This window comes from Rickettsia endosymbiont of Ixodes pacificus (assembly GCF_000965155.1).
Classification (GTDB): Bacteria; Pseudomonadota; Alphaproteobacteria; order Rickettsiales; family Rickettsiaceae; genus Rickettsia; species Rickettsia tamurae.
The window spans coordinates 1,352,084-1,376,539 of record NZ_LAOP01000001.1 but is presented as its reverse complement, the minus strand read 5'-3'; the positions used below and the strand labels follow the sequence as shown (position 1 = coordinate 1,376,539).

Below are 24,456 nucleotides of genomic sequence, written 5' to 3'. Positions count from 1 at the left end.
AAAACTTATAATTTTTTACAGGGTAGAAAATTAGTTTTTGTAATTTACTATTGACAATAAATTAGGGTTTTAATGATAAATTTTCACTTTAATTACTTGATTAAGATAGTTTTAACAGTATAACTGATGTAAAATGGCTACATTTTTCTATAAATTAATATAATAACGTATATATTTTAAACTTTGTAAATAACTGGCATTTGCAGTATGTAGGTAGTTTGTTATAATTAACTCACATAAAAAATATATTGATGTATATTATTGCCAGTTGTATATATTGTTTTATAAAAAAACATCAATACATATTAACCCATTAAAGGAGAGTTGATTTTATTATGAGTACACATAACAAAAAAGAACCAAAAAAAATGAATAAAACCGAATTTATAGCATTTATGACCGACCATGGTCATAATCATAAACATGCTTCACATAAAACATTAACAAAAACTGATGCCGAGAAAGCACTTAATTTAGTTCTTGATAGTGTGATTAGTGCTATAAAGAGCCACCATAATATTAATATAACAGGTTTCGGTTCATTTGAAATACATCATAGAAAAGCACGTGAGGGTCGTAACCCAAAAACCGGAGCAAAAATGAAAATAGATGCTTACAATCAACCTACTTTTAGAGCCGGAAGAAAAATGAAAGAAGCTTGTAATTAAAAGAAGTAACTTATAGTACTGATAATTTCCGAACCCCGTTACAAGCTTGCGGGGTGACACTAGAAAAATCGGCTCATGCAACAATGCTCTACAAAAGCCGGAATGATATAGAACACTTCTTAAGTACAATTCATAACGATATTACAACCATTGATAATCGAACGCCTAGAGTTTAACTTAAAACATAATAAGCTATACAATAGTTGGCTTATTGAAGCCGAAAATATAGAGCAGGTTTTAAAAGATTTAGAAGATTTTATATATATTAAGCTTTTTAAGAATAGCATTCCTCTTGAAAACAATCCTGATTATCATTTCATCGCTAGGGAAACTTCAGCTACATCTAATGCTAAAAATATTTCTATTGAACAAATAAGAAAATTACAAGACTTCTTAAGTAAAACTTCTGCAATCTCAGGTTATAAAGTTGCAGTAATTTATTCGGCGGATCTTATGAATTTGAATGCGGCAAATTCATGCTTAAAAATTCTTGAAGATGCACCAAAGAATAGTTACATTTTTTTAATTACCTCAAGAGCTGCAAGTATTATATCTACAATTAGATCAAGATGTTTTAAAGTTAATGTTAGATCTCCTCTACCTAATGCTCGAAATGATTTATATCTTCAGTTTATTCAGCCGATAGCAGATAACGAAACGTTAGATTTTATTAATCGTTTTACTACTAAAGACCGAGAATTATGGCTAGATTTTATTGATAATTTATTATTATTAATGAATAGAATTCTTAAAAAATCTGCTAACATTAATATTGAACTTCTAGATTTAGAAAACAAGATTTTTAATAAACTGCCAAATAAGCATCCTTCCTATTTACTACAAAAATTTACCGACATAAAAAAGCTAATATATAATACCATTGATTATGATTTGGACTTAAAAACAAGTTATATATTAGTGGTGAATGAGTTTTCTAGTAATTAACACGATATCCCTCCGTTCCTTTCTACGTTATCCATAAAACAACAAAATATATTGGAGAAATATACTCCTTTTTTTAAAAAAATAGTTAATAAATATTCAAGATGGGAAGCGGCTTCCCTCTCGAATATAAATTTAATTTATGTTTTATTTTGACTATTATTCATTTACTCGTAGTATATATTAGGTTCTAGGAACTTTATAAATTAAATTACTTACATGTTTAAAACTTTAACACAAAATTTAACGAAGATTTTTGATAAGCTAGTTAGCTCAGGAATTTTGACGGAAGCCCAAATAGATGCTGCTATGCGGGATATAAGAGTGGCTCTTTTAGAGTCGGATGTTGCATTACCGGTGATAAAAGATTTTATAGCGGAAGTTAAACAAAAAGCTTTAGGGCAGGAGGTTATTAAGTCTGTTTCACCTGGGCAGATGATAATTAAAATTATCCATGAAGAGATGATAAATCTCTTAGCTTCAAGTGGAAGTGAGACAAAGCTAAATTTAAATTCAAAGCCGCCCGTAAATTTCCTAATGGTAGGGTTGCAAGGGAGCGGTAAAACTACGGCAAGTAGTAAGCTTGCTTTACGACTTAAAAATCAAAATAAAAAAGTTTTACTTGTTTCTCTGGATACTTACAGACCGGCAGCACAAGAGCAACTTGCTATACTTGCAAACTCAGTACAGATTAATTCATTACCTATTGTGCAAGGTGAGAAACCCCTCGATATTGTCAAAAGAGCTATTGCTGAGGCTAAAATTTCTGCTTATGATGTCGTAATTTATGATACGGCAGGTCGTACACAAATTGATAAAGAGATGATGGAGGAGGCTCTTGCAATAAAAAAGATAGTAGAGCCTACGGAAACTTTGTTAGTAATCGATAGTATGACAGGGCAGGATGCAGTAGTCACGGCAAGTAGCTTTAATGAAAAGTTAGAGATTTCAGGATTAATTTTATCTAGAATTGACGGCGATTCTAAAGGCGGTGCAGCACTTAGCGTAAAATATATTACTAAAAAGCCGATTAAATTTTTAAGTAGCGGTGAAAAACTAACCGATTTAGAAGAATTCGATGCTAAACGTTTAGCTTCTCGAATACTTGATATGGGTGATATTATCTCTTTTGTTGAAAAAGCAGCTAGTATTGTTAATAGAGAAGAAGCTGAAAAAACGGCAGCTAAATTAAAAAAAGGTAAGTTTGATTTAAATGATTATCTTCAGCAAATGAGAAGTATAAAAAAAATGGGAGGTTTTGGAAGTATACTTAGCATGTTACCGGGTAGCGGTAAAATTATGGATCAAATAGATCAATCAAAATTAAATAGTAAAATAATTGAACATCAAGAAGCAATTATTTTATCCATGACGCTGAAAGAACGTAAGAATCCCGATATAATTAATGCTTCTCGTAGAAAACGTATAGCTGCTGGAGCAGGGACTACGGTACAAAAGGTAAATATTTTGCTAAAGCAATATAAGCAAATAAGCGAGATGATGAAAAAAGCCAGTAAAATGAATCCTAAGAATCTATTACGTAGCGGAATTGGAAAATTGTTTTCGTAAAACGGCATTATTGCATGAATGGTTTTATCGTCATTGCAAGCGGGCATTGTTGCGTGGATCAATTTCACCTCTGTCATCCCGTGGTCAAGCCACGGGATGACATTTTCCGGGCTGTTGAAAAAGTTATAAAAAGAAGTAGAAAAGAGTTAATCTAAGGAATAAGCTGTATTTTTATGCTTAAATGAAGGTGTAAAGATGCAGGGTTATAAGCTTGATCAAAGTGTGAGATGTAATAGCCTTAGCTTAAGGCACATGATACCTAATGATCATTTATTAGTGAGGATTCATGAAGCTAAAGAATTAGAGTTTTCTTTTATCTATGAAATAACTAAGAATCGTTATTGTGCTAATTACGGACGTCCCATCAATTGATCCTGTATTATTTTTTAGGATGCAAATAATAAGTTACTTATATGGTATAAAGTCAAATAGACGATTATGTAAAGAAATTCAGTTAAATATAGCATATAGGTGGTTTTGTGGTTTAAGTTTAGAGGATAAAGTACCGGATCATTCATCATTAAGTAGGATAAGAGATAGATTTGGGGTAGAACTATTTCAAGAAATATTTATAAGCTTGATTAAGCAATGGTATGAACTAGATATTATAAAAGGAGAAACAATTATTTCAGATGCCTCTTTAGTTGAATCTAATGCCTCTATGAATAGCCTAATATTAAGAAAAGATCAAGGTGATTCACAAAAGAGAGAATTAAAAAAATATGAACGTCGTTATCATGATTTCCGAGAAGGGAAAAAAGTAAGGAAAATATCTAATCAAACTCATGTCAGTAGGACAGATCCTGATTGTAGTCTTGTATCAAGAACTAATGGTTATAAAAAGCTATGTTATAAGACCCACTACTCAATTGATTCAGATTCACGTATTATAATAGATTGTTATGTAAGTACAGGATCACAACATGAGTGTATTGTACTTCCAAGTAGAGTTTGGAATATATTAAATAATTTTTCTTTTAGAGTAAAAGAATGGATAGCAGACAAAGGTTATGGTAGAGGTCCAACCTATGGATATTTTAAATTACTTGGAATTACAACTTATATACCTTTACATGTAGATAATCTTGGTGAAGGAAAAATAAGTAGGGGGGAATTTCAATATGATAGAGAACAGGATAGATATAAGTGTCCACAGGGACATTATCTTTATCCGTATGATAAATTAGATAAAAAACAAATAAAACGTTATCGTATTACAGGAGGGCATTGTAAAAATTGCTCTCTAAAATCAGGTTGTATTTCTGATAATTATAGTAATAGAGGACGATTTATTTATCGTAATCCTTATCAGGATGAAATAGATGAGGTAAAGGTCAGACAGAATAGAATTGATTTTAAGAAAAAACTAATTGAGAGAAAGTGGAAAATAGAAGGTCTATTTGGTGAAGCTAAGGAGAATCATGGTTTACGAGGAGCAAAATTTAGAAGTGTACAGAAAACACAGATTCAAATACTGATGATTGCGATAGTACAAAATTTTAAACGGATACTTAAAATTATTTTTTGGTTTTTTTATCTACTGCTATTAAAGATAAAAAAATATTAAAGTATTTGCAACCTTGTTGATTTTTTCAACAGCCCGTGTAGAGTTTTACAAATTATTTTAATTCTCTAGAACTAAGACAAGAAATACATAGTGCCTTAAATGTTGTAGAACGTTGGAATGGTGTTAATGACTTTATATTTTATGGGAAGACAGGAGTATTCCGTAGTAACAACCCACTAGAGCTAAAATTATCAACTTTATGTTTGCATTTATTACAGCTATCAATGGTCTACATCAATACTTTAATGTTACAACAGATATTAGTTGAATCATCTTGGGTGGAAAGGATGAGTAATGAAGACAAAAGAGCGATTTCTCCGCTAATTAGTGAACATATTAATCCATATGGAAGTTTTAGTTTAGATCTAAATAAGCGCTTAGCAATTAATATTGATCAGACTCTTTTTACACAAGAGGCAGCATCAATATGAATAAAAGAACCTCACCAAGAAAAAAAGCTCTACAATTAGCTAAATACCTAAGATCTGAGTCACCGGATTATGGTTACTTACGTACTGTATTTATGTATTTAAGGCAAGAATTAGAAGTGGCTGTTACTGTCCAACCTAAAAAATTACCCTATGTTCCAACTGAAGACGAAATACAGAAGTATTATGATGTAATATGGAAAAGTAAAAATATACAAGACATTATAATTATCAAAGTATTAATATATACAGGTATAAGAGTAAGTGAGCTGGTAAGGCTAAAAAAGCCTGATGTTGACTTGAATGGATGTCAAATTAGAATCATTGCTGGAAAAGGAAAAAAAGACAGAATAGTACCGTTTCCAAAAAGTTTTCGGGAAACATTGGCAATGTATATCACTAGCACCGCAGAGCATAAGACTTCTTACCTATTTGAGTCAAGTTGGAAGAAACCATATTCTGATAGAGGAATTAGAAGGATATTAGAAAAATATAGTAATTTGACAGGTATGCAACAAAACATTTCTCCACACAAATTACGTCATTTTTTATTTACTTGGCTTAAAAAAAGAGGAATAGACGATGCCCTTATTCAACCATACTCTGGTCATGAAACCCGCAAGTCTCTAGAGATTTATTCAAAATTATCGTTATCGGAAGCTCAAAAAATATATGAAGAAAATATAAAAAATTTTCCTGTTTAAACTCCTCAACTTTTCCGCCCCTTGCACGATCTTTAGTATTGGGCCTAATGGTCATTCCCCGAGCATATAAGGATATTACTTTATCATCAAATCCTTCAAATTTACGCACTCCTTTTGGAATTAGTTGAGGTTCAAATTCTCCGTCCCAATCCCTTGGCACTTCTACTTTCAATTTACGACCTTCTGGATCTATTAGAGTCTTTTCATAATTGCCATTACGTCTGTTATCTGAGTCTTTCTCATTTTTAGAATGTTTCTCATAACCTATATGAGATTCCATTTCTTTCTCTAAAATCTTATTTACTATCTGCTTTTTAATTTCCTGAAATATCTCTTCTTTGCCAAATATCTCAGATGGATCACTTTGTGATAGTATTTCTGATACTACTTTTTCTATAGTTGGATTTGATACTTTGCTCTTATTTTTCATATTAGCCTCATGTAAGTTGTTTTAATTAATTTTATTCTTAACTATTTTTATAACTTACACAAACTTTCTGACACCCTCTCAACTCTTATTAGTTTTTTGAATTTCTTGTTGTTGCTGTTTTTTGTATTCTTCCGCTTTTTCTTCTATGTAATTAAAAAAGAAATAAGTAAAAGTTAAAAAACCGGTCAAAATAATACCAAATGTTATTAGTATTGCTTTAAGTCGCTTCCGTGAATCTTCTGCTTTTAATCTTTTCTCTTCTTCATCCATGCCTTCATCATTTTTGAATTCAGATATTATTATTTGTTCTTCTGTAGTATTTTCCATGTTGTAACTCAACTAAAATGAATCTAAGTTGTTCCTATAACTTACAGATTTTTGAAGTTTATAAGATTAGCTATATTTTAATGATGAGGTTTAAGCCTCATAAAAATAGAATATATAAGCAATAATACTATGTCAATAGCCTTGAATATTAGCAGTAAATTATGTAATAATATGTGTTCAACCAGGGTTATACATATTATTATAATTTGGGTCTCCTAACATTGAAGTATTTAAAGTATCGGAGTAAGCAGCTGATAATATAGCATCATCAAAAGTGATATTAAGCTGTCCTATATAGTTTTGAATAAAATTGTTAACAGTAGATTCAAAGCTTGTATATTTTGTAGGATATGAATAAACAAGCTGTGTACATTCTGTATTTCCTAATTTACTTCCAATCAATGTTAATAACATAGAGTTATATTCATCTTGGGGATTACGATTAATTATTTCGTAAGTTTTAGCAAGAATATAACAAGCTTCGTTATTTCCTTTCATAATTTCTAATTTTATTTCTTCAGAAGATAAAATATTATTTAGAAAAGCTTTTTCATATATTTCATAATTTGGTGATGAATCAGATTTTCCGTTAAAAAGAGCGGTAAATAGGATTTTAGCTTTCTCTAGATCATTCATTTTTGATTTATCGGTAACCAAAAGACCGTTCATAGTATCGATAATTATGACATTGTCAAGACCTACTACGGTGGTTAATTTATTATTAGAACTAATGAAAGAGTTTGTGGTATTACTTGTTACTACGTTTCCCTCGCAATAATTATCGTTTATATTCCGGTGTTTTACCTGTAATAAGGAATGCCAAGTACCAAGATCGTTCCAAGCAAAATCGGCTTTTATCATGACCATTCCCGAAATATATTCCATTATGGCATTGTCTATAGAAATTGCTTCGATTTCATTATAAGCCTCATCATCTATTGCCAAACTATTCTCATTTTTTACAGCAGTATTAAATGCTTTTTCTGCAATACAAAATAAATCAGGTTGAAGGTTCATTGCTAAGTTTAAGAAGAAGTTAATATCGTATACAAATATTCCTGAATTCCAAAAATATTCATTACTTTGAAAATGTTTTTTTGCTTGCTCTAATATAGGTTTTTCAATGAAATGATCAACTAGATAAACATTTTCTGCAATTGATAATCCTGTGTTTATATAGCCATACTCGGCACTTATAACATTTATAGGAATACCTATAGTGCAAATACCGAATTCATTAACATAATGTAAAGCCTTATTTATAGTATTAAGGTAATTTATATTATCCGCTATATGATGGTCTGAAGGTAGTAACACTACAATATCAAATCCTTGTGCTTTAGCCGATAATCCCGTAATAATGGCACAAACGGCAGTATTTTTTTTGTAAAGGCTCGGTAATTAATTCTATTTCTACATCTATTTCTGCTGCTTGTTCTTTAGTGATTGATTCATATTTTTTGGGAGTAATAACAGTAGGTTGCCCTAAAAATTTATTTCGGTTTAATGTTTGCTGAAGTAAAGTTAGATCACTCAATATTTTTTTAAATTGTTTCGGTTTATCCTTAGATGACAAAGGCCGTAGTCTTTTACCGTTGCCTCCTGACATAATCACCGGCTTTATTAGACTCCTTGCATAACCTCTTTCTAAAGGTAATTTGTACGTCGATCCGATACTCGCATCCTCTCGTACCTTTTTGTACGCTGCGGTGCTGCGTTTCGTGTCTCCTTCAAATTCCTCTTTATAAGATAGGTTATGCAAGGAGTCTACTTCAACTATTAATTGAGTAAGCAATAGAGAGCTTTATAAATAGTTTTAAAAAATATGTCAAGTGAATTAACTATATTGACAAGTTTTACAATAAAAAGTACTCCTGCCTGAATGTTTTGTCTTGATAATAGTGCTAGAGCAGCTTAAACAATTTTGTCCCTCTCTACCGTAAACCGTAAGTTGCTGGGTAAAATAGCCAGGTTTGTTATCGCCGTTTACAAAATCTTTAAGAGTAGTACCGCCGGCAGTTATAGCTTTAGCTAATACTTCTCTAATCGATTTAATTAAACTTTCTATTTCATCGTCATTTAAATCGTTACCTAATTTATCCGGATGAATTCTAGCTAAATGAAGACTTTCGGAAGCATAAATATTACCGACTCCAACTATAATTTTATTATCCATAATCAAGTTTTTTATCGGTATTTTTCTAATCTTTAGCTTGTTTTTTAAATATTCTAGCGTCAATGAATCAGAAAGCGGTTCTATTCCTAAATCATTGAAAAATTCTTTTTCCAAGAAATTAGTTTTAAAGCTATAAACCATTCCGAATCGTCTAGTATCATTAAAAATTAGCTTTTCACAGTTATTTAAATCAAAAATCACATGATCGTGTTTTTGAGTTTTATAATTAGCAGATTGCAGAGTAAATCTGCCGCTCATGCCTAGATGAACTATTAAAGAATAATCATTATTAAAATCTATAATTAAATATTTTGCACGACGCCTAACATCCAGTATATTAGTATTTGAGATTTCTGTAGCTAAAAGCGAGGATAGCTTATAACGTAAATTATCTCTTTTTAACTCTACATTTTCTATAATAAGCCCGATTAGCTTATCTTTTAGGGAGTTTTTAAGAGTTTCTACTTCAGGAAGTTCCGGCATTTGATACTAATATTTATAATAAAAAACTATGAACCAAACAAATTTTGGCTTTAAAAAAGTAGACTACACTAAAAAACAAGGTTTAGTAAATAACGTTTTTTCTAACGTCGCTGATAAGTATGATTTAATGAATGACTTAATGAGTTTTGGATTACATCGTTTATGGAAAGATGAATTTATTAGGCAAATCCCAAATCTTAAATCTCATATATTAGACGTCGCTAGCGGTAGCGGTGATATTGCTTTAAAGCTTGTTAAAAAAGCAAGAGATAGAGGTAATAATATCGCTTTAACTTTAAGCGATATTAATGAAGAAATGTTAAAGCAAGCTAAGAAAAAAGCAATTGATCTTAATTTATTTCAGAACCTTAAATTTACTGTAGCAAGTGCTGAAGAACTACCGTTTCCGGATAATAGTTTCGATTATTATACTATAGCATTCGGCATTAGAAACGTACCTGACATTAATAAAGCTTTAAAAGAAGCTTATAGAATTCTAAAACCGATGGGTAAGTTTATATGTCTTGAGTTTTCAAAAGTAAAGGAAGGGTACATAAAAGATTTCTATAAATTCTACTCATTTAATATTATACCGAGTATTGGTCAAATGATAGCGGGTAATAAAGAGGCGTATGAATATTTGGTCGAAAGTATAGATTTATTCCCCTCACAAGACGAGTTTAGAATAATGATTAAAGAAGCCGGTTTTGAGGAAGTCGGTTATAAAAATTTGAGCGGTGGAATAGTTGCTATTCACAGTGCATATAAAATATGATAAGTAATTTTTTTAATTTAATACGTATTTTTCGTATCATCAGTAAAAAGCAAATCTTAATTGATTTAAGAAGCCCTAAATATTTCAGGTTTATCGGTTATATATTAGCCTTATTTTTTGCTCCGGTCTCGTTAATAAAAAAATCACGGGAAGATTACGGCAAACGCTTAATAGATTGTTTAAGCGATCTTGGACCTATTTATATAAAATTCGGACAAACTCTTTCGACAAGAGCCGATTTAGTAGGAGCAGAAATAGCAGATTATTTAAGGTTATTGCAAGATAAGCTACCTCCGTTTGATGGTGGGGTGGCTAGAAAGTTGATAACGAAGGAGTTTTTATGTCATTCTCGCACTCCGTTATGTCATCCCTGTGAAAACGGGGATCCAGAAAAAACAATACTGGATTCCCGCCTACGCGGGAATGACATAAGAGAGAGTAGTCATGACGCCCTCCCTTTCTCACACTTCGACGACACCCCAATCGCCGCTGCTTCAATCTCGCAAGTACATAAAGCACAACTCATAACCGGTGAATATGTTGCGGTAAAAATTTTGCGTCCTGATATTCATAAAAAATATAATAGAGATATTAAGCTGTTATATTTTCTTGCAAAAATTATCTCAAAATTTTCTAAAGCAAAAAGGCTAAAACCGACTAAAGTAGTCGATAAATTTCATGAAACTATGAAATTTGAGCTTGATTTACGTTTAGAGGCGGCAGCTAGCTCCGAGCTTATGGACAATATGCGTAATGATATTAATGTAATAATCCCTAAAATATATTGGGATTTAACATCAGAAAATATACTAACCACCGAGTGGTTAGACGGAACTTCTATATATGATACTTTACTACTAAAGGAAATGGGATTAGAACCTGCAAAAATATCTCAGGATTTTGCCGTAATGTTTTTCAATCAAGCCTATAGAGACGGATTTTTTCATGCTGATTTACATGCAGGAAATATTTTAGTAAACAAGCAAGGTAAGATAATTCTACTCGATTTCGGTATTATGGGCAGACTTAAAGAAAAAGATCGTTTAGCCGTTGCCGAAAGTCTATTCGGCTTTTTAAAACGTGATTATAAATTAGTTGCTAAAGTACATTTAAGAGCTGGCTACATCCCATCAAATACCGATTTAGATTTATTCGCTCAAAGTTGTAGAGCAGTCACCGAGCCTATAGTAGGTATGCCAACGAAAAATATTTCCATAGGTAAGCTGCTTGCACATTTATTTAAAATCACAGAAGATTTCGGCATGGAAGTACAACCGGAGTTGTTGCTATTACAAAAGACTTTGATAATGGTGGAAGGGATAGGCAGACAGTTAGACGGTAATGTTAATATGTGGCAACTCGCCGAACCTTGGATTAAAAAATGGGCAGTGAAAAATCTAAGCCCTGAAGCGAAGCTGTTACGACTGGTAAAGCATTACCTAGATAGCCTAGAGGATATTATTTGACATATAAAATTATTAATATTATAGCCTTATATATTAAGAAATTTATTATTATGAAACTAAAAGATTTATTTATTAAATATGTTATTGAAACTCCTTTTTTGGTTGATTGTAAAAATAATAAATTAGTATTTCCTTCAGATAAAGAGCAAGAATACAAAAGTAGCCTAAAAGAAAAAATAGGAGAGGAAGAGTTTAAGAAATTAACGGCTTCAGATAGAATTGTTCAATGCCCCGAAAACTTAGAAAATATAGCTTTAGTAAGTATAGAAACGCATCCCGATATATCGATTATAGCAACGGAATTTCTTAATGATGTACAACGTGAATATTATAAAATCTTTGTGGATACAAATAATAAGGTTAAATTGATTTGGCATTACTCGGAAATATATTTTATCGGTGATGTAGGGTGGATGCCGGTTAAAGCTTTAATGCCTGGGTATCGGACTGGTATTAGAAAAATAGAGCCTCTACCAAAAATCATCGAGCTATGGCCAAAGCCTTCCTATTACCATGACCCTAACTGGCTTAAGAAAAATACAGCGTGTAACAATCCAAATATAGACCCAAAGATAATGGATAATATTGTTTCATTATGTGGAGAGGTTAGTATAGATCTAGGTTTTGTAGACATTTAATAGAATAATCATAATTATGACTCTTTTTTGCTGCAAATTATAAGATTTTTTTGAAATATGAGTAGCTATTCCGGCAAAAATCTTATTAATTTTTGCTTAAAAATATCTCATAATTATAATCATTAATCAAATGTCCACAAAACCTAGAGACTTTTTGAATGAAAGGGAAGAATTATATGTAAACCTTTAGATTTGATCTGACATATTAAGATTGAAATTAGACGAGTTTGTGGGTATGTAGATAACTAAGGAGTTATCTATCATATCCACGAACTAAATATAAAACTCAATTAATAGGAACAATATGTCAAATTATGATCAAAAAATAATCAAACCTAAATTAGGATTATTAGAACTTGCAAAACAACTAGGTAGTGTTAGTACTGCGTGTAAAGTAATGGGCTATTCAAGAGATAGCTTTTACCGTTTCAAGGAACTATATGAGATGGGCGGAGAAGCGGCTCTTGTGGATATGAGTCGTAAGAAACCTATAGTAAAGAATCGTGTATCAGAACATATAGAACAAGCAGTAATAAATCTTGCTATAGAGAATCCTGCTCTTGGTCAGCTTCGTGCGAGCCAAGCACTAATAAAGCAAGGTATTATAGTGTCATCCAGTGGTGTACGTTCTATCTGGCTACGCAACGATCTTGAAACTCTAAAGAAACGACTCAAAGCTTTAGAAGCTAAATCTGCACAGGACGGTATCTTACTGACAGAAGAGCAGATATCTGCTTTAAAAAAAGCAAAACAAATTAAAGAGGCTCATGGAGAAATTGATACTCAGCATCCCGGTTATCTTGGTGCACAAGACACCTATTATGTCGGTAATATGAAAGGAGTAGGTAGAATATACCAACAAACCTTTATTGACACTTATTCTAGAGTGGCTATTTGCAAACTCTATACTGATAAATCTGCAATAACATCCGCTGATATTTTAAATGATAAGGTAATACCTTTCTTTAATAATCATGATGTACCACTACTGAGAATCCTTACAGATAGAGGAACGGAATATTGTGGTAAGGTAGAACATCATGCTTTTGAGTTATATTTGGCTATAGAAAATATTGATCATACTAAAACTAAGGCACGTTCTCCTCAAACTAATGGAATATGCGAAAGATTACATAGAACTTTAAAAGATGAATTTTATGATATAGCTTTCCGTAAAAAGATTTATAGCTCATTAGAGGATTTACAGATTGACTTAGATCAATATTTAAACAAATATAACAATACTAGACCGCATTCTGGAAAGTTCTGTTATGGAAAAACTCCTATGCAAACTTTCAAGGATAGCATTAAAATTGCTCAAGATAAGTCTATTAATTCTTACTTATCTGACAGCACTTTTGCTGCTTAATCAATCTCTACCTGTCAGATCAAGTGTACGGGCTGTTGAAAAAGTTATAAAAAGAAGTAGAAAAGAGTTAATCTAAGGAATAAGCTGTATTTTTATGCTTAAATGAAGGTGTAAAGATGCAGGGTTATAAGCTTGATCAAAGTGTGAGATGTAATAGCCTTAGCTTAAGGCACATGATACCTAATGATCATTTATTAGTGAGGATTCATGAAGCTAAAGAATTAGAGTTTTCTTTTATCTATGAAATAACTAAGAATCGTTATTGTGCTAATTACGGACGTCCATCAATTGATCCTGTATTATTTTTTAGGATGCAAATAATAAGTTACTTATATGGTATAAAGTCAAATAGACGATTATGTAAAGAAATTCAGTTAAATATAGCATATAGGTGGTTTTGTGGTTTAAGTTTAGAGGATAAAGTACCGGATCATTCATCATTAAGTAGGATAAGAGATAGATTTGGGGTAGAACTATTTCAAGAAATATTTATAAGCTTGATTAAGCAATGGTATGAACTAGATATTATAAAAGGAGAAACAATTATTTCAGATGCCTCTTTAGTTGAATCTAATGCCTCTATGAATAGCCTAATATTAAGAAAAGATCAAGGTGATTCACAAAAGAGAGAATTAAAAAAATATGAACGTCGTTATCATGATTTCCGAGAAGGGAAAAAAGTAAGGAAAATATCTAATCAAACTCATGTCAGTAGGACAGATCCTGATTGTAGTCTTGTATCAAGAACTAATGGTTATAAAAAGCTATGTTATAAGACCCACTACTCAATTGATTCAGATTCACGTATTATAATAGATTGTTATGTAAGTACAGGATCACAACATGAGTGTATTGTACTTCCAAGTAGAGTTTGGAATATATTAAATAATTTTTCTTTTAGAGTAAAAGAATGGATAGCAGACAAAGGTTATGGTAGAGGTCCAACCTATGGATATTTTAAATTACTTGGAATTACAACTTATATACCTTTACATGTAGATAATCTTGGTGAAGGAAAAATAAGTAGGGGGGAATTTCAATATGATAGAGAACAGGATAGATATAAGTGTCCACAGGGACATTATCTTTATCCGTATGATAAATTAGATAAAAAACAAATAAAACGTTATCGTATTACAGGAGGGCATTGTAAAAATTGCTCTCTAAAATCAGGTTGTATTTCTGATAATTATAGTAATAGAGGACGATTTATTTATCGTAATCCTTATCAGGATGAAATAGATGAGGTAAAGGTCAGACAGAATAGAATTGATTTTAAGAAAAAACTAATTGAGAGAAAGTGGAAAATAGAAGGTCTATTTGGTGAAGCTAAGGAGAATCATGGTTTACGAGGAGCAAAATTTAGAAGTGTACAGAAAACACAGATTCAAATACTGATGATTGCGATAGTACAAAATTTTAAACGGATACTTAAAATTATTTTTTGGTTTTTTTATCTACTGCTATTAAAGATAAAAAAATATTAAAGTATTTGCAACCTTGTTGATTTTTTCAACAGCCCGTGTAGAGTTTTACAAATTATAGTAAAAAATTCTATTGCAAGATAACCATGACTTTAAAAATTAACAAAAACTAAAAAGTAAAATTTTATAAACCTTTAAATAATTATAGTAAAATAATATTAAATTATATAAAGGTATTTAAATGTCTAAAAGCCAAGAGCAGGAATCCATTAATAATATAAGGCAACAGCTTGATGAAGAATATAAAAACCTTTCGTGGGTTCAAGTTGGATATTTAGCTCTTGGGGCTGAAACAGGTAATAAAAAATATGATGAGTTAAATAAACGATATCTAGATCTTAATAAAGATAATTTAGGTATAATACAAAGTGTTATCCAAGCAGTCGGGAATGCTCCTAGTGCATTGCAATTTACATGGGAGGCTTCTCTTACCTGATCTTGCACTGGAGCTTAATAACCTCAGAAAAGCGAGAAGTGCTACCACTAATGTAGGTTCTATTGAAGCCGGTTGCAAGATAATAGCAGATGCAGAATCGCTTATAAAAAAATGTGCTTCTGTTTTACATTCCGAAACTATATCCAATAGCTCAAAAGAAACACTTTTACAATCTAAAGTTATCCCATATCTTCTCACGCCTATTTTAAATAAGAGGCTTAGCAAAATAACAAAAAACTTTCAAACTTCCGAAACAGAAAAAATAAATGTATTAGACAAAATAACTCCTAAATTTATCAGAGAATTATCTACACTAGGAGTAGATTTAATATCTAAAGCACTAGAAAGCGATTTAAACCCAAAAGTACAAGAAATATATAAGAATATTAAACAAAAAAACGAGTCATCTCAAGGTGCTATATTAAAAATATACATGACATTATTACTTCAGATAAAGTAAAACCCCTTCTTAATCATGATTTAGTACAATTTTTAAAAAATCCTGATAATCAAAAGGGGTTAGTTCAGATTACGGAAAATATAATAAATAATAAAGCACAAAAAATCGCTAAACCTGAATTAATTGCAAATATAGCTAGACCATAGTAAATAGGTACAGTTAAATAAACTTTAGTACGTGTTCTACAGCCATACTGATATCTTTGAATTGCCCCGTAACTTTTCTTATTTCGTTCTTAATCTTAAACCAATAATGTTCTATAGGATTTAAGTCTGGGCTATATGTAGGTAAGAATAAAATTCTGCACCCAACCGACTCGATTAATTCTCTTATTATATTATTCTTATGGAAGTTGATATTATCCATAATTACTGTTTGTCCAGGATGTAATTCTTTAGTTAATATAGTCTCTACATAGGTTGTAAATATTTCTTTATTACAATTTCCTTCAAATATTACTGGCGCTATAATTTGATTATTACGAAGCCCCGCTATCATACTGATCCTGGATTTATGTTGATACACTTTGTTTCCATAACATCTAGTACCTTTTATACTCCATCCATATTCTCTACAAGCATTATCTTCTATTCCTGACTCATCAATGAATACTAGAGTTTCTTTAGAAATTTGCTGTATCTTTTCTATAAATTCATTCCTTAAACCAATATCCCTTCTGGGATGAAGATGACTTTTTTTTATAAGTGTACCCTAGTAGTTTTCTATAGTAATTTATTCTAGTTCTTTGTAATCTATTACCTAGTATAATACTTAATTCTTTAGCTGTTTTATCATGATTATTGATAATTAATTCTTCAAATTCTTTGAGATTTATTTTTGCATTATAACCCTTTGCTGGACCATAAGGTTTTGCTTTTATATCTCCTGTTTCCCATTTAAGAGTTTTCCATCTATATATAGTGTTACGACCTATATTGAATATTTTACATGCTTTAACAATTGAGAGCCCATCATCTAGAGCTTTGAATAGTTTCATTCTTAAATCGTAACTGTAACTGCTTGCCATAATTTATTTATTATCATTTATAACATATATATTAGCATAGTATGTACCTATTTACTATGGTCTAGCTATATATTAGATGTTTTAAAACATCCTAAAGTAACGGAAAGAATAGAGTCAAAAGGGAAAGATCCGAAGTTTATACATAAGGCACTAGATGCATCTACGCCTTTTTTAAAAGATGCTCTGCCGTCAATTACTAAACTTGCAAGCCTCGCTCTTGCCGATAGCGATAAAGTTGCCGATATAATACAAAAATTTCAGTTAATTAAGTCACTTCCAAAGGAAGAGAAATCAAAAGAAGAAAAGGTAAAAGAGGTAAAGGAATTGATTAGTACTTTGATACAAATTAAAAACCATAATCCGGAAATAAGCAAAATAATTGAAAAAGACCTTCCTGAACTATTAACAATTAAAATTAGACGGTGAAAAATTAGTAAAGATAGCCGGCAAACATTCACCTGAATTAATTAAAATTGCCGATAAATTTAGCAAACATGAATACGGTAAAATTATAGTGCCGGCGTTAAAATTATTATCAGACCCGAAAGTTCTAGGAGTATTAGCAGAAACTATAGTTAATTTAGTAAAGATAAAGAAGCGGTAGGACCGCATACAAGTAAGGTATTAGAAGAAAGACAAAGAGAGATAGGAAAATCCGGTAGAGGAACATAGAAAATCTTGTTATTATTTGATTAAAATTATATTGTAAATTCAAAGTATCATTATGAAATTACAAGGATGAAGTACCATAATGCCGGGAATAATACATATAAAAAAACAGAAAAAATAAGTGTAGTTGGAATAGAGAACTTATCTAATTTACAGCTTGGTTAAAGTGTACTAATTACGAGTCAATCTAATAGTGTTTGGAACAATCAGGCGGCTTGATAATCAACTAACAAGTTTTCTAGCAGTTTCTCTATACTATTACTTTCTATACTAATAAGTATTATATTACAAAATAGTAATACTAAGGGAAAAAGTTTATATTAACTATAGAATGAATATTTTATAAAAGTAATTTTAATTTATATATTATTTCATTTATAAGTATTTTATTTAATGTTAGAATTTTATTTGCTTTACGTACTTTGAAATCCATTGATCTAATTTGATCACATAATACCGCCCCCTTTATTTGCTGAAAATCTATTATTACTTCAAAAGGATAATTTTTTATTTGACTAGTAATAGGAGCAAATAAAGCAAGACCGCTTTTAAGATTATATTTGTAAGGGCTAAGTACAACCGCAGGGCGTGTCTTTTGAATTTCTTTACCTTTTTGTGGTTCAAAATCAAGCCAAACTATATCACCTTTTCAGGTATATAATTTACCATGTTTCATTACCTTTCGTCTTATCATTACTTAATAATTCATGATGACGATTAGAGTCAGTAATATTATTTAGTAATATATCTAATTCAGATTCTTCTGTGCTAATAATTAAACCGTTATTAGTTAATTTTAAATTAACTAATGTGCCTTCACTAACATGTAATTTTCCAGCTAAATATTTAGGTATTCTAATACCTAAATTATTCCCCCATTTTTTAATTTGACTTTGCATAATAATATACTTGATTATTGTATAAACAAGTATATACGTAAATTTAAATTTTGTAAATTAATTAATTTTAAACTACACATAAGGATTTTTAGTTTTTACGTAAGTGAATCTAATAGGAATGCCCGGCATGTCAAAAGCCTCACGCATATTGTTTACTAGATAACGAGTATAGCTATCGGTAATTTTTCCCGGGTTATTAGAGAATAATTTGAAAGTAGGTGGGCGGGTTTTTGTTTGAGCCATATATTTTACACGCACTCTTTTACCGCCCTTTTGTAGAGGTAGTGGATGTGCTTCCGTAGTAAAATTAAGCCATTCATTTAATTTGCTGGTAGTTATTTTTTTATTCCAAATTTTATAGATTTTAAGACAAGCATCTAAAACCTGCTCTATATTTTGTTTATTTATTGCTGAAATGAATAGAACTGGTACCCCTTTAACCTGAGGCAGATGAGTATTTATCTGATAATAAAATTCTTCCTGAAATGCTTCTTTTTCGGATTCTTTAACTAAATCCCATTTATTCACTACTATAACTATACTTCTTCCCTCATTTACCACATGGCTTGCAATATTTAAATCTTGCTGTTTTAAAGGGGCTAAAGCATCAATCATTAAGATTACGGTATTAGCAAATTTAATACTGTTAATAGTATCTGATGCCGATAATTTTTCTAAAGATTCTGTAATAGTAGATTTTTTGCGAAGCCCTGCCGTATCGATTAATTTAATATGATTATTTTTGTATTGCCAATCAATTTCAATTGATTCACGAGTAATGCCGGCTTCAGGACCGGTTAATAATCTTTCATCATTAATAAGAGCGTTTATAAAAGTAGATTTTCCGGCATTGGGTCTGCCGCTAACTACTATCTGCAAACAGTCTCCTTTAATTGGATCGGCTATATTTGTCTCGATTGATTCTTCTTCAGGTAACTTGGCAATAATCTCGTCATATAAATTAATTAAGCCTGTGCCATGCTCGGCAGAGATAGCCACCATACTATCAAACCCTAATTTGTAGTACTCTTTATCAAAATCAAAAGCTTTCTCGCATTTATTAACTACCAATATAGCAGGCTTATTATATTTTCTAACAAAGCTACCAAGTAGCTTATCATCGGGCAATATTCCGCTTCTACCGTCAACCATAAAGCAAATTAAATCTGCTTCTAAAATTGCTTTAGTAGTCTGTTCCATTAACTTCTCTCCCATACTATCAGGATTCTCTTCAAGTCCTGGGGTATCAATTAACAAAAATTCAAAAGAGCCAATTTTGCCTTCTGTATATTTTCTATCCCTAGTGACGCCCGGCAAATCGTGAACGATAGCTTTTTTACGTATGCTTAATCTATTGAAAAGCGTTGATTTGCCTACATTCGGACGACCAACTAAAGTAATGATTTTCTTAGTCATTATTAAATATTATTATGGTTAAGAGAACTAATAATGCCCCGATAAAACCTACTATATTTGCTATTATAATAGGTGTATTTTTTATTAATATGCCGTATATAAGCCAACTACAAAGAGCAATAGCACTTATAGTAAAGGCGGGCATAGAAACGGAAGCTGAAGATTTGCAGGTGAAAATCTTATGAGCCTGTACATAAAACATAAAATTGCCGATTGTACCGACAATCGTCATATATTTTTCGTAAAATTTCATGAATTTTGGAGACATATATTTATTTCTTAAAAAGTGATTTATGTCATTTTCGTAGGTATTGTTGCATGGATAGCAAATCGTCATTGCGAGCGACTAAAAGGAGCGTGGCAATCTCAGGACTTTAGCATGAGATTGCTTCGTCAAAACTTGCAGTTTTTCCTCGCAATGACGGTCTGGTATCCACGCAGGCAATGACATTCACTGACTATTTTTAAAACTCGCAATTACCGGTATATGATCTGAAGGTTTTTCTTGAGTCCTTAAATTATAATCCATATAGCAATTTTCTAAATAGTCAATAGTATTATTACAACCAAGGATCATATCAATCCTCATACCTTTATTTTGTTCAAAACACCCGGCTCTATAATCCCACCATGAAAATTCTTGTTTACTCGGATGCATCAATCTATATAAATCCTCAAACCCGGAATTTAGAATAGTACGTAATTTTTTTTGTTCAATCTCAGTAAAACAAGTAGTTTCAGCAAGTAGCTTAGGTGAATATACGTCTATATCGAACGGTGCAATATTGAAATCACCGCCAATGATAGTTTTTTCGTCAAAAGATTTTTTAGTTGATAGATAATTAATAAAATTATCATAAAATGCTAGCTTTGCTACAAATTTATCGCTACCGATAAATGAACCGTTAGGAGCATAGAGCGAGATTATATTACAGAATCCTATAGGTAATGATAATTTTATTTCTAAGAATCTTGCTTGATCACTGTAGTAATTATTCGGAAAATCCTTAATTATTTCATCGGCAGGAAATTTTGAAATTATAGCAACGCCGTTATATGATTTTTGTCCGTGAACATAAAAATTATAAGGTAAATCGGATAATTCATCAAAAGGAAATTTCTCGGTTTCGCATTTTATTTCTTGCAATAATAAAATATCCGGATTTTCTTTAGATAAAAAATTACGCAATAAATTAAGTCTTGTTTTTATGGAATTAATATTCCAAGTAACTATCTTCATGTTTGTTTTTCTAAGCTTGTGTTTTCATTACGGAATCGCCACTCAAGAAAACCAAAATGATAAGCTAAAAGATTAGTAATGAATGCTCCGGAAATTACTATAATCATTGAATATTTTATGGTATTGTAATTTGGATTACTGCCGTACATATCTAATAATACGCTAAAGGCTATACCCCATAATATACTTATTTCAATACTCACTCCTCTTGGTATTCTCTTAATTGAATGTTCTTTCATAATAAAATCTCGTAATATCGCACCGCAATTAGCTGTAATAAAAGCAAAAAACGGTCCCCAAAAACTTAGAGGCTTGATTTTGTGAATAATAACCATTGCAACTCCTATAATTATAAAAGTTGCTTGTCCGAATGAATCGCAAATTGCTACTATATTATTTAGTGATTGTTCTAAATAATTATCTTCAGCAATCTGTTTACTATAATAGCTGAATAATTTAATAATTGTAAAACCAAGTAAAACTACTACAAATATATAATAGAAATAAGAAGGAGTAAAATAGAAGTTTAAATGTCCGGTATCATGATTTACTATTAAGTCGAGTATTATACAGCTACTAATAGACGGTAATACTGCAAATAAAAATGTACCGAATAAAGTACTATTTTTTCTGCTACTTAAAATAATTCCTGAAAAAGCAAAAGCAAGGCAGCCAAGTAATCCTATAATATGACACCAACGAGAATCTATAGATTTAGGTAATAGAATATGGTATATGTATGTCTTAATAATTTTTTTATATTCGTTACTTGTAAGAAAATCATCTATCGCAAAATTAAATTGCTCAATTATATTTAAAGATACGGTTTTTTTGCTAAACATCAAATGTATAGGAGTTTTAATATTTAAAGGAACTTCTAATATATTCCTGTCTATCGCTCTTCCGAGTATATTAACGGAACCGACTATTCGATCACTAATAAAACCGTCAATTTCTTTCTTTATTATTCCGTTTACTAATTCTATATCATTTTGATATATTTCAATTATATCCCGATTTTTCTCATTATATAAAAAATCTGTAAATTTAGGGTCTCCGTATACGGTACCTTTCACTATTCCTAAATGAAGATTAAATAAGCGTATTTGTGCTATTAGTTCATTAACATTTTGAAAATTTAACTTTTTGGCAAGTGGTTCAATAATAAATAATGATAGTTCTTCTAAGCGATAAGGTTTTGAAAAATGAGCGTAGTTACTTCTCTCAGTAGTATAAGTAGCTCCTGCAGCCATATCGGCATTGCCGCTTTGAATATCTAATTGATCTTGATACCAACTTCTTGATTATACTCAATATTGATACCTATTTTTGCGGCAATAGCGTTAATTAATTCTATATCCATACCGGAAACGGTAGTGCGACCGTTTGAAGTAGCAATTAAGTATTGGTAAGGCTCATTTACATACCATGCATTTATTAAAGTTTTTTTATCGGTTGTCCCTTCGCATTCTAAAATTGCTTGTTGTTCGTTCGTACCTATGCTCAAAGCATAAAAATTTTTAGAAATGAGAAGTATAAAAATAAAAAGCTTTAAAATTTTCATGGTCTGTATTTTTTTAGAATTATGTTTTGTCATTCCTGCGAAAGCAGGGATCTAGTAATTTTTAATGTCATCCCGCAACTTGATTGCGGGATCTCAGGATACAGTCTGTGATACAAGATCCTGTGGTCAAGCCACAGGATGACATTTTTAATTACGAACTACTTTAATTTCGCCGTCAGAAAATTTAATATTAAAAATTTTTTCATTTGCAGCAGTAATTTTAGAAGATAAAAAATTACCCGTTTCTCCTTTAACTATAGCAAAACCTCGTTTCAATACGTTATGATAATCAAGGCTTGCAAGTAACGTGCTATTTAATTCTAATTTATACTCAAAATTTTTCAAAGTATTATTTGCCGATTTTGATAGATAAGCTGTTTGATGTGTTAATTCTAATGTTTTGTAATTGAGTATTTTAGCAGGGTTAACTCTTTCTTTAGAAAAAGATTTAAGCTTTGTTTCTTGTAGTTCAATAAAGCACGGTAAAGCATCTAGTAAATTAAAACCGGTTTCGTCTAGTAATTGTTGCCTATTATTTATATAGTGAGAGAGATATCTGTGTATTTTATCGTAATTTACTATATTTTGTTCGTGATATTTAATTAACCGGCTAGTATTATTCAATAATATTTTTTCATAAGATTGTAGAGTATTATTTAAAATAGATCGTACCGGTACGGCAAATTCTGCGGCAGCAGTTGGCGTCGGAGCTCTTTTATCGGCTGCTAAATCTATTAAAGTATAATCCACTTCATGACCTACTGCGGAAATAATAGGAATTTTTGAGTTATAAGCGGCACGTACTAATATCTCATCGTTAAATGACCAAAGATCTTCTATAGAACCGCCACCTCTAGCAACAATTATAACACTTGGTTTATTTATCTCTTCTAAATTGTTAAATCCTTCAATTGCTTCAGCAATTTCATTGCCGGAATTTTCGCCTTGTACGCTAACCGGCCATATTATTATCCGAGTCGGGAAACGTTCGCGAATGCGATGAATAATATCTTTAATAACAGCACCGGTTATTGAAGTGATAACGCCTATTTTATCAGGTAAAAAAGGTATAGGAATACGTTTCTTATTAAATAGTCCCTCTTTTTCTAAACGAGCTTTGCGTTCATTTAGAATTTGCAACATAGCACCAAGTCCTGCAGGTCGCAAATTATCTACCGATAATTGATAGCGTGAATTACCTGCATAGCTTGAAAGCTTGCCGCTAATCACCACTTCCATACCGTCATTTAAAGGAAATTTGATTTTAGCAAGAATAGGGCGCCAGCAAGTACAGGCTAAAATAGCGGTATTTTCTTTTAAGTTAAAATAAGCATGACCTGAGCTTGCTATTTTTAAACCTGAAATTTCTCCTTTTACCTTAATATAGCCAAAATTATTTTCTAATAATTCTTTAATTTTATTAGAAATCTCACTAACTGAAAACTCTTTAGTTGCTTGATTTGCAATGAAATTGTCTAGCATTTTATTAGTACTTGGTTTTTTGAGCTGAGAGTGGCTTTGTTGCATGGTTCTTGAAAAACGTTCTGATGTCATACCGTGGCTTGACCACAGTATGACAGTAGTGGAATCGATCCACGCAACAATGTCCACTCGCAATGACGGTTATCATCTCCATAGAATAACCTTGCACTGCAAAAGAGCAAGCAAAATTTTTTATTATTTGATATATTGCTAATAGCTTGCTATTATTTTTTACTA

General features: G+C 31.1%; 26 protein-coding genes and 2 pseudogenes. 14 read left to right on the top strand and 14 right to left on the bottom strand.

All coding sequences use genetic code 11. From position 1 onward, the window contains the following. Positions 1–335: 335 nt before the first annotated feature. The 7 genes and pseudogenes from REIP_RS07330 to REIP_RS10120 all read left to right on the top strand — a co-directional run bounded on the left by REIP_RS07330 (position 336) and on the right by REIP_RS10120 (position 5,878). Positions 336–668, top strand: a complete 333-nt coding sequence (locus REIP_RS07330; RefSeq protein ID WP_045804178.1) for an HU family DNA-binding protein — start codon at positions 336–338, stop codon at positions 666–668. A gap of 150 nt (positions 669–818) precedes the next feature. Then, entirely contained in the window at positions 819–1,613 is a 795-nt protein-coding gene (locus REIP_RS07325) for a DNA polymerase III subunit delta' (RefSeq protein ID WP_008579421.1), read from the top strand. Positions 1,614–1,829: 216 nt separating this feature from the next. Next, complete coding sequence (gene ffh / locus REIP_RS07320) at positions 1,830–3,179, top strand: signal recognition particle protein (RefSeq protein ID WP_045804177.1); 1,350 nt, start codon at positions 1,830–1,832, stop codon at positions 3,177–3,179. 14 nt (positions 3,180–3,193) lie between these two features. Further along, on the top strand, positions 3,194–3,334 hold the full coding sequence (locus REIP_RS11265; RefSeq protein ID WP_156147463.1) for a hypothetical protein: 141 nt from the start codon (positions 3,194–3,196) through the stop codon (positions 3,332–3,334). 188 nt (positions 3,335–3,522) lie between these two features. Then, positions 3,523–4,746, top strand: a complete 1,224-nt coding sequence (locus REIP_RS07315; RefSeq protein ID WP_156147378.1) for a transposase — start codon at positions 3,523–3,525, stop codon at positions 4,744–4,746. A 62-nt stretch (positions 4,747–4,808) separates the two neighbouring features. Then, positions 4,809–5,177: pseudogene (locus tag REIP_RS10125) on the top strand (Tn3 family transposase); the annotation flags it as partial. Next, entirely contained in the window at positions 5,174–5,878 is a 705-nt protein-coding gene (locus tag REIP_RS10120; RefSeq protein ID WP_045803832.1) for a tyrosine-type recombinase/integrase, read from the top strand. The pseudogene REIP_RS10125 and the gene REIP_RS10120, both read left to right, overlap by 4 nt. Here REIP_RS10120 and REIP_RS11260 read toward each other — a convergent pair. The 5 genes and pseudogenes from REIP_RS11260 to mutM all read right to left on the bottom strand — a co-directional run bounded on the left by REIP_RS11260 (position 5,763) and on the right by mutM (position 9,294). Continuing rightward, positions 5,763–6,308 (bottom strand): transposase, encoded by a 546-nt coding sequence (locus tag REIP_RS11260; RefSeq protein WP_156147462.1) that lies wholly within the window; start codon positions 6,306–6,308, stop codon positions 5,763–5,765. The two genes, REIP_RS10120 and REIP_RS11260, sit on opposite strands and share 116 nt — an antisense overlap. A gap of 78 nt (positions 6,309–6,386) precedes the next feature. Beyond that, positions 6,387–6,635 carry a hypothetical protein gene (locus REIP_RS07300; protein WP_045804175.1) on the bottom strand — a complete coding sequence of 83 codons (249 nt, stop codon included), beginning with the start codon at positions 6,633–6,635 and terminating at the stop codon, positions 6,387–6,389. A gap of 177 nt (positions 6,636–6,812) precedes the next feature. After that, positions 6,813–7,496 carry a hypothetical protein gene (locus REIP_RS13785; protein ID WP_410525707.1) on the bottom strand — a complete coding sequence of 228 codons (684 nt, stop codon included), beginning with the start codon at positions 7,494–7,496 and terminating at the stop codon, positions 6,813–6,815. Then, positions 7,494–8,415: pseudogene (locus REIP_RS13780) on the bottom strand (sugar phosphate nucleotidyltransferase); the annotation flags it as partial. The gene REIP_RS13785 and the pseudogene REIP_RS13780, both read right to left, overlap by 3 nt. Positions 8,416–8,472: 57 nt before the next feature. Then, complete coding sequence (mutM, locus tag REIP_RS07280; RefSeq protein WP_045804174.1) at positions 8,473–9,294, bottom strand: bifunctional DNA-formamidopyrimidine glycosylase/DNA-(apurinic or apyrimidinic site) lyase; 822 nt, start codon at positions 9,292–9,294, stop codon at positions 8,473–8,475. Between the two features lie 28 nt (positions 9,295–9,322). On the opposite strand from mutM, the gene ubiE reads away from it, so the two are divergent. The 7 genes from ubiE to REIP_RS12860 all read left to right on the top strand — a co-directional run bounded on the left by ubiE (position 9,323) and on the right by REIP_RS12860 (position 15,922). Continuing rightward, positions 9,323–10,069 carry a bifunctional demethylmenaquinone methyltransferase/2-methoxy-6-polyprenyl-1,4-benzoquinol methylase UbiE gene (gene ubiE, locus REIP_RS07275; protein ID WP_045804173.1) on the top strand — a complete coding sequence of 249 codons (747 nt, stop codon included), beginning with the start codon at positions 9,323–9,325 and terminating at the stop codon, positions 10,067–10,069. Beyond that, positions 10,066–11,535 carry a 2-polyprenylphenol 6-hydroxylase gene (gene ubiB / locus REIP_RS07270; RefSeq protein ID WP_045804172.1) on the top strand — a complete coding sequence of 490 codons (1,470 nt, stop codon included), beginning with the start codon at positions 10,066–10,068 and terminating at the stop codon, positions 11,533–11,535. Before ubiE ends, ubiB begins: the two co-directional genes overlap by 4 nt. Then, positions 11,532–12,173: a hypothetical protein gene (locus REIP_RS12870; protein ID WP_231569306.1), complete on the top strand. Its 642-nt coding sequence runs from the start codon at positions 11,532–11,534 to the stop codon at positions 12,171–12,173. The genes ubiB and REIP_RS12870 overlap by 4 nt, the downstream gene beginning before the upstream one ends. Before the next feature lie 304 nt (positions 12,174–12,477). After that, positions 12,478–13,542 carry an IS481 family transposase gene (locus tag REIP_RS07255; RefSeq protein WP_045803566.1) on the top strand — a complete coding sequence of 355 codons (1,065 nt, stop codon included), beginning with the start codon at positions 12,478–12,480 and terminating at the stop codon, positions 13,540–13,542. 173 nt (positions 13,543–13,715) lie between these two features. Beyond that, complete coding sequence (locus tag REIP_RS07250) at positions 13,716–15,029, top strand: transposase (protein WP_172686766.1); 1,314 nt, start codon at positions 13,716–13,718, stop codon at positions 15,027–15,029. 178 nt (positions 15,030–15,207) lie between these two features. Then, positions 15,208–15,462, top strand: coding sequence for a hypothetical protein (locus tag REIP_RS12865; RefSeq protein ID WP_231569305.1), 255 nt, complete (start codon positions 15,208–15,210; stop codon positions 15,460–15,462). Then, entirely contained in the window at positions 15,425–15,922 is a 498-nt protein-coding gene (locus REIP_RS12860; RefSeq protein WP_231569304.1) for a hypothetical protein, read from the top strand. Before REIP_RS12865 ends, REIP_RS12860 begins: the two co-directional genes overlap by 38 nt. 159 nt (positions 15,923–16,081) lie before the next feature. Here the strand turns inward: REIP_RS12860 and REIP_RS10110 are convergent. The 9 genes from REIP_RS10110 to xseA all read right to left on the bottom strand — a co-directional run bounded on the left by REIP_RS10110 (position 16,082) and on the right by xseA (position 24,219). Next, positions 16,082–16,949, bottom strand: a protein-coding gene (locus REIP_RS10110) for an IS630 family transposase (protein WP_156147374.1) whose coding sequence is annotated in 2 segments (ribosomal slippage) — positions 16,082–16,621 and positions 16,623–16,949 — 867 coding nt in all. Because the reading frame shifts where the segments join, the coding sequence is not laid out codon by codon here. A gap of 1,009 nt (positions 16,950–17,958) precedes the next feature. Next, complete coding sequence (locus tag REIP_RS13775) at positions 17,959–18,219, bottom strand: type II toxin-antitoxin system PemK/MazF family toxin (RefSeq protein ID WP_410525706.1); 261 nt, start codon at positions 18,217–18,219, stop codon at positions 17,959–17,961. 61 nt (positions 18,220–18,280) lie between these two features. After that, positions 18,281–18,517, bottom strand: a complete 237-nt coding sequence (locus REIP_RS07225; protein ID WP_082068278.1) for an AbrB/MazE/SpoVT family DNA-binding domain-containing protein — start codon at positions 18,515–18,517, stop codon at positions 18,281–18,283. A 72-nt stretch (positions 18,518–18,589) separates the two neighbouring features. Next, positions 18,590–19,933 (bottom strand): ribosome biogenesis GTPase Der, encoded by a 1,344-nt coding sequence (gene der, locus REIP_RS07220; RefSeq protein ID WP_045804170.1) that lies wholly within the window; start codon positions 19,931–19,933, stop codon positions 18,590–18,592. Further along, positions 19,926–20,201, bottom strand: coding sequence for a SemiSWEET family sugar transporter (locus REIP_RS07215; RefSeq protein ID WP_045804396.1), 276 nt, complete (start codon positions 20,199–20,201; stop codon positions 19,926–19,928). The genes der and REIP_RS07215 overlap by 8 nt, the downstream gene beginning before the upstream one ends. Positions 20,202–20,384: 183 nt before the next feature. After that, a complete protein-coding gene (gene xth / locus REIP_RS07210) occupies positions 20,385–21,173 on the bottom strand; it encodes an exodeoxyribonuclease III (protein WP_045804169.1) in 789 nt (262 codons plus the stop codon). Next, the gene (locus REIP_RS10095; protein WP_231569303.1) at positions 21,170–22,426 is read right to left on the bottom strand and encodes a transporter substrate-binding domain-containing protein; all 1,257 of its coding nucleotides are present in this window, start codon (positions 22,424–22,426) and stop codon (positions 21,170–21,172) included. The genes xth and REIP_RS10095 overlap by 4 nt, the downstream gene beginning before the upstream one ends. A gap of 23 nt (positions 22,427–22,449) precedes the next feature. Continuing rightward, the gene (locus REIP_RS12855) at positions 22,450–22,737 is read right to left on the bottom strand and encodes a hypothetical protein (protein WP_231569302.1); all 288 of its coding nucleotides are present in this window, start codon (positions 22,735–22,737) and stop codon (positions 22,450–22,452) included. Positions 22,738–22,884: 147 nt separating this feature from the next. Beyond that, a complete protein-coding gene (xseA, locus tag REIP_RS07195) occupies positions 22,885–24,219 on the bottom strand; it encodes an exodeoxyribonuclease VII large subunit (protein ID WP_045804393.1) in 1,335 nt (444 codons plus the stop codon). Between the last annotated feature and the right edge of the window lie 237 nt (positions 24,220–24,456).

What these genes read in the sequence shown, in the direction of transcription:
- xth (WP_045804169.1), bottom strand. Translation starts at nt 21,173, where the DNA reads ATGAAGATAGTTACTTGGAATATTAATTCCATAAAAACAAGACTTAAT.
- REIP_RS11265 (WP_156147463.1), top strand. Translation starts at nt 3,194, where the DNA reads ATGAATGGTTTTATCGTCATTGCAAGCGGGCATTGTTGCGTGGATCAA.
- REIP_RS07250 (WP_172686766.1), top strand. Translation starts at nt 13,716, where the DNA reads ATGATACCTAATGATCATTTATTAGTGAGGATTCATGAAGCTAAAGAA.
- ubiB (WP_045804172.1), top strand. Translation starts at nt 10,066, where the DNA reads ATGATAAGTAATTTTTTTAATTTAATACGTATTTTTCGTATCATCAGT.
- mutM (WP_045804174.1), bottom strand. Translation starts at nt 9,294, where the DNA reads ATGCCGGAACTTCCTGAAGTAGAAACTCTTAAAAACTCCCTAAAAGAT.
- REIP_RS07255 (WP_045803566.1), top strand. Translation starts at nt 12,478, where the DNA reads ATGTCAAATTATGATCAAAAAATAATCAAACCTAAATTAGGATTATTA.
- REIP_RS11260 (WP_156147462.1), bottom strand. Translation starts at nt 6,308, where the DNA reads ATGAAAAATAAGAGCAAAGTATCAAATCCAACTATAGAAAAAGTAGTA.
- ubiE (WP_045804173.1), top strand. Translation starts at nt 9,323, where the DNA reads ATGAACCAAACAAATTTTGGCTTTAAAAAAGTAGACTACACTAAAAAA.
- REIP_RS10120 (WP_045803832.1), top strand. Translation starts at nt 5,174, where the DNA reads ATGAATAAAAGAACCTCACCAAGAAAAAAAGCTCTACAATTAGCTAAA.
- REIP_RS07330 (WP_045804178.1), top strand. Translation starts at nt 336, where the DNA reads ATGAGTACACATAACAAAAAAGAACCAAAAAAAATGAATAAAACCGAA.
- REIP_RS07300 (WP_045804175.1), bottom strand. Translation starts at nt 6,635, where the DNA reads ATGGAAAATACTACAGAAGAACAAATAATAATATCTGAATTCAAAAAT.
- der (WP_045804170.1), bottom strand. Translation starts at nt 19,933, where the DNA reads ATGACTAAGAAAATCATTACTTTAGTTGGTCGTCCGAATGTAGGCAAA.
- REIP_RS10095 (WP_231569303.1), bottom strand. Translation starts at nt 22,426, where the DNA reads ATGGCTGCAGGAGCTACTTATACTACTGAGAGAAGTAACTACGCTCAT.
- REIP_RS07225 (WP_082068278.1), bottom strand. Translation starts at nt 18,517, where the DNA reads ATGCAAAGTCAAATTAAAAAATGGGGGAATAATTTAGGTATTAGAATA.
- ffh (WP_045804177.1), top strand. Translation starts at nt 1,830, where the DNA reads ATGTTTAAAACTTTAACACAAAATTTAACGAAGATTTTTGATAAGCTA.
- REIP_RS07215 (WP_045804396.1), bottom strand. Translation starts at nt 20,201, where the DNA reads ATGTCTCCAAAATTCATGAAATTTTACGAAAAATATATGACGATTGTC.
- REIP_RS12855 (WP_231569302.1), bottom strand. Translation starts at nt 22,737, where the DNA reads ATGAAAATTTTAAAGCTTTTTATTTTTATACTTCTCATTTCTAAAAAT.
- xseA (WP_045804393.1), bottom strand. Translation starts at nt 24,219, where the DNA reads ATGCTAGACAATTTCATTGCAAATCAAGCAACTAAAGAGTTTTCAGTT.
- REIP_RS12865 (WP_231569305.1), top strand. Translation starts at nt 15,208, where the DNA reads ATGTCTAAAAGCCAAGAGCAGGAATCCATTAATAATATAAGGCAACAG.
- REIP_RS13785 (WP_410525707.1), bottom strand. Translation starts at nt 7,496, where the DNA reads ATGATAAAAGCCGATTTTGCTTGGAACGATCTTGGTACTTGGCATTCC.